The organism is Mycobacterium sp. 1274756.6, assembly GCF_001668625.1.
In the GTDB taxonomy this organism is placed as follows: domain Bacteria; phylum Actinomycetota; class Actinomycetes; order Mycobacteriales; family Mycobacteriaceae; genus Mycobacterium.
This window is the reverse complement of the sequence record NZ_LZLJ01000096.1, coordinates 22,057-35,901: the sequence shown is the minus strand read 5'-3', so window position 1 is coordinate 35,901 and position 13,845 is coordinate 22,057. Positions and strand designations below refer to the sequence as shown.

General features: G+C 70.4%; 15 protein-coding genes. 8 read left to right on the top strand and 7 right to left on the bottom strand.

Going from position 1 to position 13,845, the window contains the following annotated elements; all coding sequences use genetic code 11:
• The first annotated feature begins 63 nt into the window (after positions 1 to 63).
• On the top strand, positions 64 to 924 hold the full coding sequence (locus A5643_RS17075) for an SDR family oxidoreductase (protein WP_066858405.1): 861 nt from the start codon (positions 64 to 66) through the stop codon (positions 922 to 924).
• Between the two features lie 247 nt (positions 925 to 1,171).
• Here A5643_RS17075 and A5643_RS17070 read toward each other — a convergent pair whose 3' ends face one another.
• The 4 genes from A5643_RS17070 to A5643_RS17055 all read right to left on the bottom strand — a co-directional run bounded on the left by A5643_RS17070 (position 1,172) and on the right by A5643_RS17055 (position 6,065).
• The gene (locus A5643_RS17070; RefSeq protein ID WP_066858402.1) at positions 1,172 to 2,710 is read right to left on the bottom strand and encodes a PE-PPE domain-containing protein; all 1,539 of its coding nucleotides are present in this window, start codon (positions 2,708 to 2,710) and stop codon (positions 1,172 to 1,174) included.
• A 126-nt stretch (positions 2,711 to 2,836) separates the two neighbouring features.
• Entirely contained in the window at positions 2,837 to 3,652 is an 816-nt protein-coding gene (locus tag A5643_RS17065; protein ID WP_066858398.1) for a tyrosine-protein phosphatase, read from the bottom strand.
• Between the two features lies 1 nt (position 3,653).
• Positions 3,654 to 4,883, bottom strand: coding sequence for an acyl-CoA dehydrogenase family protein (locus tag A5643_RS17060; protein ID WP_066858606.1), 1,230 nt, complete (start codon positions 4,881 to 4,883; stop codon positions 3,654 to 3,656).
• Positions 4,884 to 4,922: 39 nt separating this feature from the next.
• Complete coding sequence (locus tag A5643_RS17055) at positions 4,923 to 6,065, bottom strand: acyl-CoA dehydrogenase family protein (protein WP_066858395.1); 1,143 nt, start codon at positions 6,063 to 6,065, stop codon at positions 4,923 to 4,925.
• 124 nt (positions 6,066 to 6,189) lie between these two features.
• Between A5643_RS17055 and A5643_RS17050 the strand changes: the two genes are divergently transcribed.
• From A5643_RS17050 to A5643_RS17040, 3 genes are read left to right on the top strand one after another with little or no spacing between them, the layout of a single operon-like run.
• Positions 6,190 to 7,287, top strand: a complete 1,098-nt coding sequence (locus A5643_RS17050; RefSeq protein ID WP_066858392.1) for a Re/Si-specific NAD(P)(+) transhydrogenase subunit alpha — start codon at positions 6,190 to 6,192, stop codon at positions 7,285 to 7,287.
• Positions 7,288 to 7,617, top strand: coding sequence for an NAD(P) transhydrogenase subunit alpha part 2 (locus tag A5643_RS17045; RefSeq protein ID WP_066858389.1), 330 nt, complete (start codon positions 7,288 to 7,290; stop codon positions 7,615 to 7,617).
• Positions 7,614 to 9,026 (top strand): NAD(P)(+) transhydrogenase (Re/Si-specific) subunit beta, encoded by a 1,413-nt coding sequence (locus A5643_RS17040; RefSeq protein ID WP_066858387.1) that lies wholly within the window; start codon positions 7,614 to 7,616, stop codon positions 9,024 to 9,026. Before A5643_RS17045 ends, A5643_RS17040 begins: the two co-directional genes overlap by 4 nt.
• Positions 9,027 to 9,077: 51 nt before the next feature.
• On the opposite strand, the gene A5643_RS18795 is transcribed toward A5643_RS17040, so the two are convergent.
• Entirely contained in the window at positions 9,078 to 9,206 is a 129-nt protein-coding gene (locus tag A5643_RS18795) for a hypothetical protein (protein ID WP_109562092.1), read from the bottom strand.
• Between the two features lie 141 nt (positions 9,207 to 9,347).
• Here A5643_RS18795 and A5643_RS17035 point away from each other — a divergent pair, with 141 nt between their 5' ends.
• Together A5643_RS17035 and A5643_RS17030 are read left to right on the top strand one after the other, a co-directional pair.
• Complete coding sequence (locus A5643_RS17035; protein WP_066858384.1) at positions 9,348 to 10,007, top strand: TetR/AcrR family transcriptional regulator; 660 nt, start codon at positions 9,348 to 9,350, stop codon at positions 10,005 to 10,007.
• Positions 10,004 to 10,777: an SDR family oxidoreductase gene (locus A5643_RS17030; RefSeq protein WP_066858381.1), complete on the top strand. Its 774-nt coding sequence runs from the start codon at positions 10,004 to 10,006 to the stop codon at positions 10,775 to 10,777. The genes A5643_RS17035 and A5643_RS17030 overlap by 4 nt, the downstream gene beginning before the upstream one ends.
• 9 nt (positions 10,778 to 10,786) lie before the next feature.
• Here A5643_RS17030 and A5643_RS17025 read toward each other — a convergent pair whose 3' ends face one another.
• Positions 10,787 to 11,677 carry an alpha/beta hydrolase gene (locus A5643_RS17025; protein ID WP_066858379.1) on the bottom strand — a complete coding sequence of 297 codons (891 nt, stop codon included), beginning with the start codon at positions 11,675 to 11,677 and terminating at the stop codon, positions 10,787 to 10,789.
• Between the two features lie 89 nt (positions 11,678 to 11,766).
• A complete protein-coding gene (locus A5643_RS17020; RefSeq protein WP_066858603.1) occupies positions 11,767 to 12,876 on the bottom strand; it encodes an alcohol dehydrogenase catalytic domain-containing protein in 1,110 nt (369 codons plus the stop codon).
• A 14-nt stretch (positions 12,877 to 12,890) separates the two neighbouring features.
• On the opposite strand from A5643_RS17020, the gene A5643_RS17015 reads away from it, so the two are divergent.
• Positions 12,891 to 13,361 carry an acyl-CoA thioesterase gene (locus A5643_RS17015; RefSeq protein WP_066858376.1) on the top strand — a complete coding sequence of 157 codons (471 nt, stop codon included), beginning with the start codon at positions 12,891 to 12,893 and terminating at the stop codon, positions 13,359 to 13,361.
• A gap of 31 nt (positions 13,362 to 13,392) precedes the next feature.
• Positions 13,393 to 13,833, top strand: coding sequence for an SRPBCC family protein (locus tag A5643_RS17010; RefSeq protein ID WP_066858373.1), 441 nt, complete (start codon positions 13,393 to 13,395; stop codon positions 13,831 to 13,833).
• Positions 13,834 to 13,845: the final 12 nt, after the last annotated feature.

Here is a 13,845-nt window from a genome sequence, read left to right as displayed (position 1 = left end):
AAGGAAGCAGCCATCTCGGCGGACCGGCACGAGGCCGGTGTGACCATGCGGGAAAGGAAGCTCATGCCCGGAGTTCAGGATCGTGTCATCGTTGTCACCGGTGCCGGTGGTGGGTTGGGCCGCGACTACGCCCTGACCCTGGCCCGCGAGGGCGCCAGCGTGGTGGTCAACGACCTCGGCGGTGCCCGTGACGGCACCGGTGCGGGCCACAACATGGCCGACGAGGTGGTGGCCGAGATCAAGGCGGCCGGCGGCCGGGCGGTGGCCAACTACGACAGCGTCGCCGACGCCGACGGGGCGGCCAACATCATCAAGACCGCCGTCGACGAGTTCGGCAAGGTCGACGGGGTGGTGTCCAACGCCGGCATCCTGCGCGACGGCACCTTCCACAAGATGACCTTCGAGAACTGGGACGCCGTACTCAAGGTGCACCTCTACGGCGGCTACAACGTGATCCGGGCGGCCTGGCCGCACTTCCGCGAGCAGGGCTTCGGCCGGGTCGTCGTCGCCACCTCCACCTCGGGGCTGTTCGGCAACTTCGGGCAGGCCAACTACGGCGCCGCCAAGCTGGGCCTGGTCGGCATGATCAACACGCTGGCCCAGGAGGGCGCCAAGTACAACATCAAGACCAACGCGATCGCCCCGATCGCGGCGACCCGGATGACCCAGGACATCCTGCCGCCGGAGGTGTTCGAGAAGCTCACCCCGGAGTTCGTGGCGCCGGTGGTGGCCTACCTGTGCACCGAGGAGGTGCCCGACACCGCGGCGGTGTTCATCGTGGGCGGGGGCAAGGTCCAGCGCGTCGCGCTGTTCCAGAACGAGGGCACCACGTTCACCGAGCCGCCTTCGGTGGACGACGTGGCCGCGGCCTGGGAGACGATCACCGATCTGTCCGAGCCGCAGCGGGCCGCGTTCTCGCTGTAGGGCGACTTGCGATAGGGCTTGGGGAGCGGCGCCGGGGTGTCCGGCGCCGCTCTTTCGTTGGGGGGTTGGCGTTCGCGGGTTGGTGTGCCCGAGTTGGCGTTCGCGGGTTGTGTGCCCGGGCTGGCGTTCGGGGGTGGGCGTCCCCTTCGCGCAACCTTCGCGGGGGCTCGCGGCTCCCTTGGCGTCGAGACAGAAGCTATGCAGGCCGGCACCGGCGTGTCGCCTGCATGATTTCTGCCTCGCGGGATCAGAAGGGGATCAGGGTGCTCAGGTCGCCGAGGATGGCCTGCGCGGCGTCCGCGATCACCAGGAACTCGAAGCCGCCGGCCATGGTGGCCAGGCCGGCCGCACCGGCGAGGGGCAAGCCCACAGCATTGAGCAGGTCACCGTCGAGCAGGTGATCGAGGGAGAGCTGGAACAGATAGGCGGGCATCGAACTCACCACCGCGTTGGCGATGTCCGCGGTCGGCAGCAGGGCGGCGTAGGCCGACGATGCGGCACCGGAGAGACCGTTGACCACATTCGGGATGAAGTTGGTGAGGCTGTCCAGCGGCGAGGCGGCGGCCGCACCGGCGGTTCCACCGCTGAGCAGGGACAACGGGTTCAGGTCGGCGAGCGACAGGTTGCCCAGGCTGCCGACGAAGTTCTCCAGCCCCTCCTTGGTGCCGTCGAACAGTTGGCCGGGCAGCTGCTCGAAGGCGCTCCACTGCGGGAAGAGCCCGAACGGGGTGGCGACGTTCGCAAAGGTGGTTGGATCGAAGGGGTTGTCGTAGCCGAGGTCGATGAGAACCTTCAGGTCGGGTTGCAGCAGTTCGGCGATGGGGTTGCCCACCAGCGGGATCGAGCGGATCGGGGACAGTAGCGGCAGGTCTTCGGTGGGCAACATGAAGTAATGGGTGACGCCCCCGTCGGCGTAATAGCCCGGGGACACTGGCAATTCGATGAACTCCGCCCCAACCGCCTCCGGGTAACCGCCGTGCACGTAGTAGATGCCGGCGAAGGCGTTGAGGTCGGCCAGCACGTTCAGCGGGTACTTGGGGAAGTCGGCGAAACCGTCGTACTGGATCGTGTAGATGTCGGTGGGGTAGATGGTGTCCGCGGGGGTGGCGCCGTAGAAGTTCAGGCCCATGCTCGGGATTTTCAGCCCGGCGAAGCGGCTCAGCAGCCCGCCGTTGGGGTTCATCGGGTTGCCGAGCAGCACGAAGTTGAGCTGATCGGCGGTCGGCGCGTCGCTCGACATGGCGGCCAGCTTCTCCATCTCCAGCGAGGCGATCACCGAACTCTGCGAATAGCCCAGCACCCCGAGCGCGCCGTCGGGGCCGACGGGGCCGCCGGGTCCGAGGTCGGTGATGATCTGGTTGTTCAGGATCGTGACGCCGCGATCCACCGAGGTGTCCAGCGGCAGGTCCTTGATGCCGGTCATCGGGTACAGCCCCTCCGGGGTGACCAGAGGATTGACGGTGCATGTGCCGGTGCACGCGGGAGTCGGTGAGAGTTCCAAGCTGGGAAACTTGGCGTGGAGGTAATTATCGAAGACCAGCTGCATGTACTGGCCGTCTTTGCCCAGCCACGGGATCGGGGTCCCGCTGCCGGCCATCACCTCCGCGTAGCTGACGTCGGGGTTCGGGATGGCGACGCCGTCCGCCGCCAACAACACCTCGGCGCTGACCACCCGCAGCGCGGCCACCACCGGCGCCGGCGTCACCGTCGACGCCACGACCACGGCCAACGCCCCCAGCAAGGCCAGCAGCAGCGCTCCCAGCGAACGGATCCGGTTGACCAACATCGCGACCTCCCGACGGCGGGTGGATGGCTAGCTGGGAGCAGGCGACCACTCCTGCCCGGAAATGTACGCCCGAGATGAGGAAATGCCCAGAATTTCTGAGATAAAACTCGAAAATTCTCAGGGAGGCTAGTCGAGCAACGCGGCCCGCAGCCGGTCCACGTCGGCCGCCTCGACCCGCGCGGCCCGCAGGAACCCGCCGATCGACCCGAACTCGGCGTCGATGGTCTGATACGCCGCACCCAGGTACTCGTCGCGCACACCGAGCACCTCGTCGGTGAGTCGCGCCTCGGTGAACGTCTGCACCTCCGGTGTCACCTCGCCGGCTTCCTCGGCGCGCGCCCGGACCGCGGCGAGGATCTCGGTACGCAGCGCGGGCACGGCGGCATTGCTCTGCAGGTAGTCCCCGACGATGGCGTCGCGCTCCACACCGATCGCCGCCAGCGTCACCGCCACGGTGAACCCGGTGCGGTCCTTGCCGGCGAAGCAGTGCGCCAATACCGTCTGCCCGGCCCCCAGCAGCGTGATCACGGTGCGCACCGCCCGCTGCGCCCCGCCCAGCAGCGGGAAGCGCCGGTACTCCTCGATCATGTAGCGGCGGGCAGCCGCTTCGACCGGCTCGTCGTCGGGCTTGCGGGCCATCATCTCCTGCCACGCCTGCTCGTGCGGCGCCTCACCCTCGGTGGCCCCGAGATCCGGGAACGGCAGCAGGTGGATGTCGATGCCGGCCGGGACGCGGCCGGGGCCGCGGCGCTCCACCTCCCGCGGGGAGCGCAGGTCGGCGACGTCGGTGACCGCCAGCCGGCGCAGTTCCGCCTGCCCGGTCTCGGCCAGCTGGCTCAGCTCCCCGGACCGCAGCAGCCGCCCCGGCCGCAGCCCGGGCACGGTGTCGGCGACGTCGCGGAAGTTCCACGTGCCGTCCACCCGGCGCAGGCCGTCGGGCATGTCAGGCCCGCACCGCCGCCGCGGCCAGCGGACTCGGCTCCCGGCCGATCTCGGCACGCGCGATCGACCGCATGTGGACCTCGTCCGGCCCGTCGAAGATCCGCATCGCCCGGTGCCAGCCGTACAGCCGGGCGAGCGGGAAGTCGTCGCTGACCCCGGCGGCGCCGTGGATCTGGATCGCGCGGTCGAGCACATTGCATGCCATCTGCGGCGCCACGGCCTTGATCTGGGCTACCAGATGCCGCGCTTCCTTGTTGCCGTGCTGGTCGATCGTCCAGGCCGCCTTCTCACACAGCAGCCGCGCCTGGTCGATCTCGTTGCGGGACAGGGCGATCTGCTGCTGGACCACACCCTGCTCGGCCAGCGGCTTGCCGAACGCCACCCGGCTGCGCGCCCGCTCGGTCATCAGCGCCAGCGCCCGCTCGGCGGCGCCGATCGCGCGCATGCAGTGGTGGATGCGGCCCGGGCCCAGCCGGGCCTGCGCGATCGCGAACCCCGCACCCTGCTCACCCAGTAGGTTGGCGACGGGCACCCGGACGTCGGTGTACTCGATCTCGCAGTGGCCGTGCTGGTCTTGCCAGCCGAACACCGGGGTGGAGCGCACGATGTTGACGCCGGGGGTGTCCACCGGCACCAGGATCATCGACTGCTGCTTGTGCGGGGCGGCGTCGGGGTCGGTGCGGCCCATCACGATCAGGATCGTGCAGCGCGGGTCGGCCGCCCCGGTGGTCCACCACTTGCGTCCGTTGATCACGTAGTGGTCCCCGTCGCGCAGCATCGTGGTCTCGATGTTGCGGGCGTCGCTGGAGGCCACCGCGGGCTCGGTCATCGAGAACGCGCTGCGGATCTCCCCGTCCAGCAGCGGCTGCAGCCACCGCGCGCGCTGCTCCTCGGTGGCGAACAGGTGCAGGGTCTCCATGTTGCCGGTGTCGGGGGCCGCGCAGTTGAGGGCCTCCGGCGCCAGGTCCAGACTCCAGCCGGACAACTCGGCCAGTGGCGCGTACTCCAGGTTGGTCAACCCCGACAGCGGGGGCAGGAACAGGTTCCACAGCCCGGCGGCCTTGGCCTTCTCCTTCAACTCCTCGATGACGGGCGGCACGGTGTGATCGCCGGGGCCGGCCTGGGCGCGGTATTCGATGTACGCCGCCTCGGCGGGGAAGACGTGCTCGACCATGAAGTCGGAGAGCCGCTGGTGATATTCGGCACCTCGGGCCGACATCGTGAAGTCCATGACCGAAACGATAGGCCACCGCGCGGCGGCGCCGTCCACCTACCGGTTGGTCAGTCCACGGGCGATGACCAGGCGCTGAATCTGGTTGGTGCCTTCGAAGATCTGGGTGACCTTGGCCTCCCGCATGAACCGTTCCGCCCGGTAATCGCGGGTGTAGCCCACCCCGCCGAGCACCTGCACCGCGTCGGTGGTCACCCGCATCGCCGCGTCGGTGGCGGTCAGCTTGGCCACGCTGGCGTGCTGCGAGTACGGCCGGCCAGCATCGCGGCGCCGCGCGGCGTCGAGGTAGGTGGCGCGCGCCCCGGCCACCGCGGCGGCCATGTCGGCCAACAGGAAGCCCAGGCCCTGGTGGTCGATGATCTGGCGGCCGAACGCGGTGCGGGTGTGGGCGTAGTCCACCGCGACGTCCAGCGCGGCCTGGGCGATCCCGACCGCCACCGCCGCGATCCCCAGCCGCCCGGAGTCCAGCGCGGAGAACGCGATCGACAACCCCTGGCCCTCCGCGCCGATCAGCCGGTCGGCGTCGAGGCGGGCGTCGTCGTAGAACGCCGCGGTGGTCGGCACCCCGGCCAGCCCCATCTTGTCCTCCGGTGCGCCGAAGCTGAGCCCGGGCAGATCGCCGGGCACCAGGAAACAGGAGATCCCGCGCGAGCCCTCGCCGGTGCGGGCGAACAGCGTGTAGTAGTCGGCGACGCCGCCGTGGGTGATCCAAGCCTTCTCGCCATTGAGCAGGTAGCCGTCGTCGGTGCGGGTCGCGCGGCAGCGCAGCGCGGCGGCGTCGGAGCCGGCCCCGGCCTCCGAAAGGCTGTAGGCGCCGATCCGCTCGCCGGAGACCATCGCCGGCAGCCACCGCCGGCGCTGATCGTCGGAGCCGAACTCGATCAACGGGTGACACGACAGGCTCTGCACGCTCACCGCGACGGCCACCGCCGCCCACCGCGCCGCCAACTCCTCGAGCACCTGCAGGTAGACCTCGTAGGGCTGGCCGCCGCCGCCCCACTCCTCGGGCAACGGCACGCTGAGCAGCCCGGCGGCCGCCAACTGGGCGAAGACGCCCGCCGGGTAGGTCTCGGCCTTCTCGTGGTCGTCCACGATCGGATCGAGCAGCTTGTCGGCCATTTCGCGGGTCAGCGCGAGCAGGTCTTCGGCCTCCGGGGTGGGCAGCAGACGATCGACCGTCATGGCTTCCGACTGTAGTCGCGCCGGCAGTACGGATTCCCAGCATCGTCCCAGCACCAGTTAGGGTGTTCGGGCACGCGGTCGTCCCGTGGCGGCCTGGAAGCAACGGAAAGTAGACACACGCGCCATGACAGATACGCAGACTGCGACCCTCACGGTCGGGGTGGTCGCCGAGTCCGGGGCCGACGAACGTCGCGTCGCGCTGGTACCCAAGGCGGTGTCGTCGCTGGTGAAGTCCGGGCTGGGCGTCGTGGTCGAGTCCGGGGCCGGCGAGCGGGCGCTGCTGCCCGACGAGCTGTACACCGAGGCCGGCGCCACCATCGGCGACGCCTGGGCGGCCGACGTGGTGGTCAAGGTGGCCCCGCCCACCGCCGACGAGGTCGGCAAGCTGCACAAGGGCCAGACCCTGATCGGCTTCCTGGCGCCGCGCAGCGAGGACAACCAGATCGCGACGCTGAAATCCGCCGGGGTGCAGGCGTTCGCGCTGGAGGCGATCCCGCGTATCTCCCGCGCCCAGGTGATGGACGCGCTGTCCAGCCAGGGCAACGTCTCCGGCTACAAGGCCGTGCTGGTCGCCGCGATGGAATCGACCCGGTTCTTCCCGATGCTGACCACCGCGGCCGGCACCGTGAAACCGGCCACCGTGCTGGTGCTCGGCGTCGGCGTCGCCGGGCTGCAGGCCCTGGCCACCGCCAAACGCCTCGGCGGGCGCACCACCGGCTACGACGTGCGTCCCGAGGTGGCCGACCAGGTCCGCTCGGTCGGTGCGCAGTGGCTGGACCTGGGCATCGACGCGGCCGGGGAGGGCGGCTACGCCCGCGAGCTCACCGAGGAGGAGCGCGCCGCCCAGCAGCAGAAGCTCGAGGAGGCGATCACCGGGTTCGACGTGGTGATCACCACCGCGCTGGTGCCCGGCCGGCCCGCGCCCAAGCTGGTCACCGCCGCCGCGGTGGAAGGCATGCGCCCGGGCAGCGTGGTCGTCGACCTGGCCGGGGAGACCGGCGGCAACTGCGAGCTCACCGAGCCGGGCCAGACCGTCGTCAAGCACGACGTCACCATCGTCTCCCCGCTGAACCTGCCGGCCACCATGCCCGAGCACGCCAGCGAGCTCTACAGCAAGAACATCACCGCGCTGCTGGACCTGATGGTCACCGACGGCGCACTGGCCCCCGACTTCGACGACCAGGTGCTCGCGGACTCCTGCGTCACCCGAGAGGACTCCTAGATGTACGACGAACTCCTCGCGAACATCGCGATCCTGGTGCTCTCCGGGTTCGTCGGGTTCGCGGTCATCTCCAAGGTGCCCAACACCTTGCACACCCCGCTGATGTCGGGCACCAACGCCATCCACGGCATCGTGGTGCTCGGCGCGCTGGTGGTGCTCGGCCGGGTGGAGAACCCCAACCTGGCCCAGCAGATCATCCTGTTCGTCGCCGTGGTGTTCGGCACGCTGAACGTCATCGGCGGGTTCATCGTCACCGACCGGATGCTGGGGATGTTCAAATCCAAGAAACCGGCCGGTACCGACGCTGAGAACGCGGGGGTCGCCCGATGAGCTATCTGGTCACGATCCTCTACATCATCTCGTTCTCGCTGTTCATCTACGGTCTGATGGGCCTGACCGGGCCCAAGACCGCGGTGCGCGGCAACCAGATCGCCGCGGTCGGTATGGCGCTGGCGGTCGGCACGACGCTGCTGCTGGTCCAGCACAACTGGCTGCTGATCATCGCCGGGCTCATCGTCGGTGTCGCGCTGGGCGTGCCGCCCGCGCGGTTCACCAAGATGACCGCGATGCCGCAGCTGGTGGCGTTCTTCAACGGGGTCGGTGGTGGCACCGTCGCGCTGATCGCACTCAGCGAGTTCATCGAGACCGAGGGCTTCACCGTGTTCGGCCACGACAGCGGGCCGACCGTGCACATCATGGTCGCGTCGCTGCTGGCCGCGATCATCGGGTCGATCTCGTTCTGGGGTTCGGTGATCGCCTTCGCCAAGCTGCAGGAGCTCATCGACGGCAAGCCGATCGGGGTCGGTAAGGCCCAGCAGCCGCTGAACGTGCTGCTGCTGCTCGGCTCGATCGCGATCGCCGCCTACATCGGCATCGGCTCCGCCGACGGTGGACTCAACGTGTGGTGGATGGTCGGGCTGCTGGCCGTCTCCGCGGTGCTGGGCCTGATGGTGGTGCTGCCGATCGGCGGCGCCGACATGCCGGTGGTCATCGCGCTGCTCAACGCGCTGACCGGGCTGTCGGCCGCGGCGGCCGGGCTGGCGCTGAACAACACCGCGATGATCGCGGCCGGCATGATCGTCGGCGCGTCGGGCTCGATCCTGACCAACCTGATGGCCAAGGCGATGAACCGCTCCATCCCGGCGATCGTGGCGGGCGGCTTCGGCGGTGGCGGTGCCGCCGCCGGTGGCGGCGACGACGGCGACAAGCACGTCACCTCCACCTCGGCCGCCGACGCGGCGATCCAGATGGCCTACGCCAACCAGGTGATCGTGGTGCCCGGCTACGGGCTGGCGGTCGCCCAGGCCCAGCACGCGGTCAAGGACATGGCCAGCCTGCTGGAGGCCAAGGGCGTCGCGGTCAAGTTCGCCATCCACCCGGTGGCCGGCCGGATGCCCGGGCACATGAACGTGCTGCTGGCCGAGGCCGAGGTCGACTACGACGCGATGAAGGACATGGACGACATCAACGACGAGTTCGCTCGCACCGATGTGGCCATCGTCATCGGCGCCAACGACGTCACCAACCCGGCGGCCCGCGACGACGCCTCCAGCCCGATCTACGGGATGCCGGTGCTTAACGTGGACCAGGCCAAGAGCGTGATCGTGCTGAAGCGGTCGATGAACTCCGGGTTCGCCGGAATCGACAACCCACTGTTCTACGGCGAGGGCACCAGCCTGCTGTTCGGGGACGCGAAGAAGTCGGTGTCGGAAGTGATCGAGGAACTCAAGGAGCTCTGAGCGGCGGGCTCTGAGGACGGAAGAGTCCCGCCGGTGCTGCGCCGGCGGGGCTTACACCGGCGGGTAGGCCGGCGGCGGGTAGCCGCCGCCCGGGCCGCTGATGCCGCGCAGGCCCCAGGCGAACCAGCCCATGAAGTACTCGACTTCGTCGGATGCGTCGTAGTCGGGATCGGGGTCCATGGGTCCCACCTCCTGTGCGGCTGGTCCGCCTCAGTCTAACGGGGCCGTCCAGACCGCGGCGGCAAACCCCGGCGTGACCTAAACTGTCCAACCAGTTGATTGACTCCCGGGCCGCCGGCCCGGCCGCCGATAGCGAGGACCATGCCCTCCGATCCCCCCACCAGCAACGGGCCGACCCGCCGCGACGAACTCCTCGCGGTGGCCACCAAGCTGTTCGCGGCCCGCGGGTATCACGGCACCCGGATGGACGATGTCGCCGACGCCATCGGGCTGAACAAGGCCACCGTCTACCACTACTACGCCAGCAAATCGCTGATTCTCTACGACATCTATCAGCAGGCCGCCGTACGCACCTTGGCCGCCGTGCACGACGACCCGAGCTGGACCGCCCGCGAGGCGCTCTACCAGTACACCGTGCGGCTGCTCACCCAGATCGCCGCCAACCCGGAGGGCGCGGCGGTGTACTTCCAGGAGCAGCCCTACATCACTGAGTGGTTCACCGAGGAGCAGGTCGCCGAGGTCCGGGAACAGGAGGTTCGGGTCTACGAACACGTCCACGGCCTGCTCGACCGCGGCATCGCCAGCGGCGAGTTCTATCCGTTCGACTCCCACGTGCTGGCGCTGGGCTACATCGGGATGACCCTGGGCGCCTACCGCTGGATGCGGCCCAGCGGCCGACGCAGCGCCCAGGAGATCGCCGCGGAATTCAGCACCGCCCTGCTGCGCGGCCTGATCCGCGATGCGACGGTGCGCGAGGAGTCGCCGTTGGGTGTGGCCACCGAGACCGGGATCGCGCCGTGACCGGCCTGTTCCGGCTGGACGGCAAGGTCGCGCTGGTCACCGGCGGCGGCCGCGGGATCGGTCTGATGATCGCGCGCGGCATGCTGCAGGCCGGGGCGCGGGTGTACCTGTCCAGCCGCAAGCAGGCCGACCTCGACGCGGCCGTCGCGGAGTTGTCGGAGCACGGTCCGGTGCAGGCGATCGCCGCCGACCTGGGCACCGCCGCCGGGGTCGCGGCCCTCTCCGAGGAGTTGGGCCGCCGCGAGACCGCGCTGCACGTGCTGGTCAACAATGCCGGCGCCACCTGGGGGGCGCCGCTGGGCGAATTCCCCGAGGCCGGCATCGACAAGGTGCTCGACGTCAACGTCAAGGGGGTGCTGCTGCTCACCCAGGCGCTGCTGCCGTTGCTGCGCGCCGAGGCCACCGCCGCCGACCCGGCCCGGGTGATCAACACCGGCAGCATCAACGGGCTGCGCGCCCCGGCCAAGGGCATGAACAACTTCTCCTACAGCGCCAGCAAGGCCGCCGTGCACATGCTGACCCGGCATCTGGCCGCCGAGCTGGCCCCGGCGATCCTGGTCAACGCGATCGCGCCCGGGTTCTTCCCGTCGAAGATGACCAAGCACCTGCTGACCGACGGGCCGGATCGGGTGGCCGCGGGCGTGCCGCTGGGCCGCATCGGCAGCCCCGACGACATGGCCGGGGTGGCGGTGTTCCTGGCCAGCCGCGCCAGCAGCTACATCACCGGCGCGGTGATCCCGGTCGACGGCGGCGTGAGCACCGCCGACTGACCCGTCCCGCTAGCGGCGGCGCAGATGCTTGTCCAAGAACGCGATCTGGTCGGCGACGGCCCGCTCGAAGGCCGCCCCGACGTAGATGTCGAAGTGGCCCTCCCGGTACAGCTTGACCTCCCCGCGCGGCGCCCGCGCCGCGTAACGGCAGGTCGGGCCGGCCGGTGCCACCGAATCGGTGGTGCACACGCAGAACAGGATGGGGCAGGGCACCTTCGCGGCCAGCCGACCCGGCCGGTACAGCGGTAGCTGCAGCGCGAACCGCGCGGCCACCCCGTTGGGGATCGCCGGGCCGTCGGGCATCAACGCCGAATAGCCGGGGTAGGCGTCCGGGGTGGTCATCAATGCGACCTCACCGGGGCGGCCGGCGGCCGGCACCAGCACCGGCGGGCGGCCCCGGGCGGCGGCCAGCAGGTCGCGGGTGGCCAGCGCGGAGATGCGGGCCAGGTTGCGCGGGGTGATCACGCGGGAGGAGGCGATGCCGTCGGTGAACGGGCACTGGGCGATCACTGCGGCGATCCCGGCGGTCCGGGCCGCGGTGGCGATGACGTGCCCGCCGCCGAACGAGGTGCCCCACAGCGCGATCCGGTCGTGGTCGATGCCGGGCAGGGTGCGGGCATAGCCGATCGCGGCGTTCCAGTCCGCCAGCTGCATCCCGATGTCGAGCAGCTGGCGGGGCTCGCCCTCGCTGTCGCCGAAGTTGCGGTAGTCGAAGACCAGGCAGGCGTAGCCGGCCGCGTCGAACCGTTCGGCGTAGGCGTCCAGCCGCATCGTGCGCACCGCCCCGAGGCCGTGGGCCATGATCACCAGCGGCGCGTCCCCGGCCGCGTCCGGCCGGTACAACCAGGCGCTGATCAGCTCCGCGCCGGACGGGAACCGCACGTCGTCGCGTTCGGGCATGGTGACCCTCCTCGAATGACCGGGTGGCGCCCGAGTCTACGGCGCGGCCGCGCCGCCGGCCGACCGCTCGGCGTAGCCGCCCAAACGGATCACCCCGGGAAGGCGATCAGTTGGCGCAGCGCGGTGCCGTCGGCGAGGCGGTCCATCGCCGTGTTGATGTCGGCCAGCGCGATCGTGTCGGAGACCAGCTGCTCCACCGGCAGCCGGCCCGACCGCCACATCTCTACGAACCGGGGGATGTCGCGCGCGGGCACCGCCGAGCCCAGGTAACTGCCGATCAGCGACCGACCCTCGGCCACGAAACCCAACGGCGCCACGCTGATCCGGGCATCCGGGGCGGGCAGGCCGACGGTGATGGTGCGACCACCGGCCGCGGTGAGCGCGATCGCCGTCTCCAGCGCGGACGGATGCCCGGCGGCCTCGATCACGATCGGCGCCTTGAGGCCGGCGTCGGCGGCCTCGTCGGGGGAGTAGGCCGCGGCGGCGCCCAGCCGGGTGGCGAGCTCCCGCTTGGCGGCGATCGGGTCCACCGCGATCACCGACACCGCGTCGTGGGCCAGGGCGGTGAGCGCGGCGGCCAGTCCGACCCCGCCGAGGCCCACCACCGCCACGGTGTCGCCGGGGCGGGGCCGGCCCACGTTGAGCACCGCGCCGCCGCCGGTGAGCACCGCGCAGCCCAGCAGCGCCGCGACCGGCGCAGGGACGTCGGCGTCGACGGGCACCACGCTGGCGGCGGCGACGACGGCGTGGTCGGCGAAACCGGAGACCCCCAGGTGGTGATGGACGGGGCCGCGCTCGTCGGCGAGGCGGATCGCTCCGGACAGCAGGGTGCCCGCCGAGTTGGCGGCGCTGCCCGGCTCGCAGGGCATCACCCCGTCGGAGGCGCAGCCCGGGCAGTGCCCGCAGCGCGGCAGGAACGTCATCACCACCCGCTGGCCGGCCGGCAACTCCACCCCGGGGCCGACCGCCTCGACGATGCCGGCCGCCTCGTGGCCCAGCAGCATCGGCACCGGACGCACCCGGTTGCCGTCGACCACCGACAGATCCGAATGGCACACGCCGGCCACCTCGATGCGCACCAGCAGCTCACCCGGGCCGGGCGGCGCCAACGCCAGCTCGCGCACCCGCAGCGGGCGGGACGCGGCGTAGGGGCGGGGCAGACCGATCCCTTCGAGCACCGCGCCGCGGATGGCAACCATGATGGAATACAACCATGACCGACCGTGGCGCCCCGCCGTCCGTGCCGGCCGCCCCGGATGGCCTGTCCAGCGCCGACTTTCCCGTGCACTGGCCGGTCGGCACCCGCTGGGCCGACAACGACATGTTCGGCCACCTCAACAACGCGGCGTACTACCAGCTGTTCGACACCGCGATCAACGCCTGGATCAACACCACCGCGGGCGTCGATTCGCTGGCGATCCCGGAGCTGGGGGTGGTCGCCGAGTCGGGGTGCCGCTACTTCGCCGAGCTCGCGTTCCCGGATCCGTTGGTGGTCGGGCTGGCGGTGACCCGGCTGGGCCGCTCCAGCGTCACCTACCGGCTCGGCGTGTTCCGCGCCGGACCCGACAGTGTTCCGGTGGCCGCGCTGGGTCACTGGGTGCACGTCTATGTGGACCGGCAGACCCGGCGGGCGGTGCCGATTCCCGAGTCGATCCGGGCGCTGTTGGCGACGGCTGTCGTGTGAGCCGCGATCACCGCGTCGATATGCTCTGCCCATGTCGCTCGTGAGCAAGACCGTCGAGGTCGCCGCCGACGCCGCGCTGATCATGGGCATCGTCGCCGACTTCGAGGCCTACCCGCAATGGAACGAGGAGGTCAACGGGGTCTGGGTGCTGGCCCGCTACGCCGACGGCCGGCCCAGCCAGCTGCGGCTGGACACCTCGGTCTCCGGCTTCGACGGCACCTTCATCCAGGCGGTGTACTACCCCGGCCCCAACCAGATCCAGACCGTCATGCAGCAGGGCGAGCTGTTCAGCAAGCAGGAGCAGTTGTTCTCGGTGGTGGAGATGGGCCCGACCAGCCTGCTGACCGTGGACCTGGACGTCGAGACCGAGATGACCGTGCCGCAGATGATGGTCAAGAAGCTGGTCAACAACGCGTTGGACCATCTGGCCGACAGCCTCAAACAGCGCGCCGAGCAGCTGGCGCAACCGTGAGAAGGGATCCGT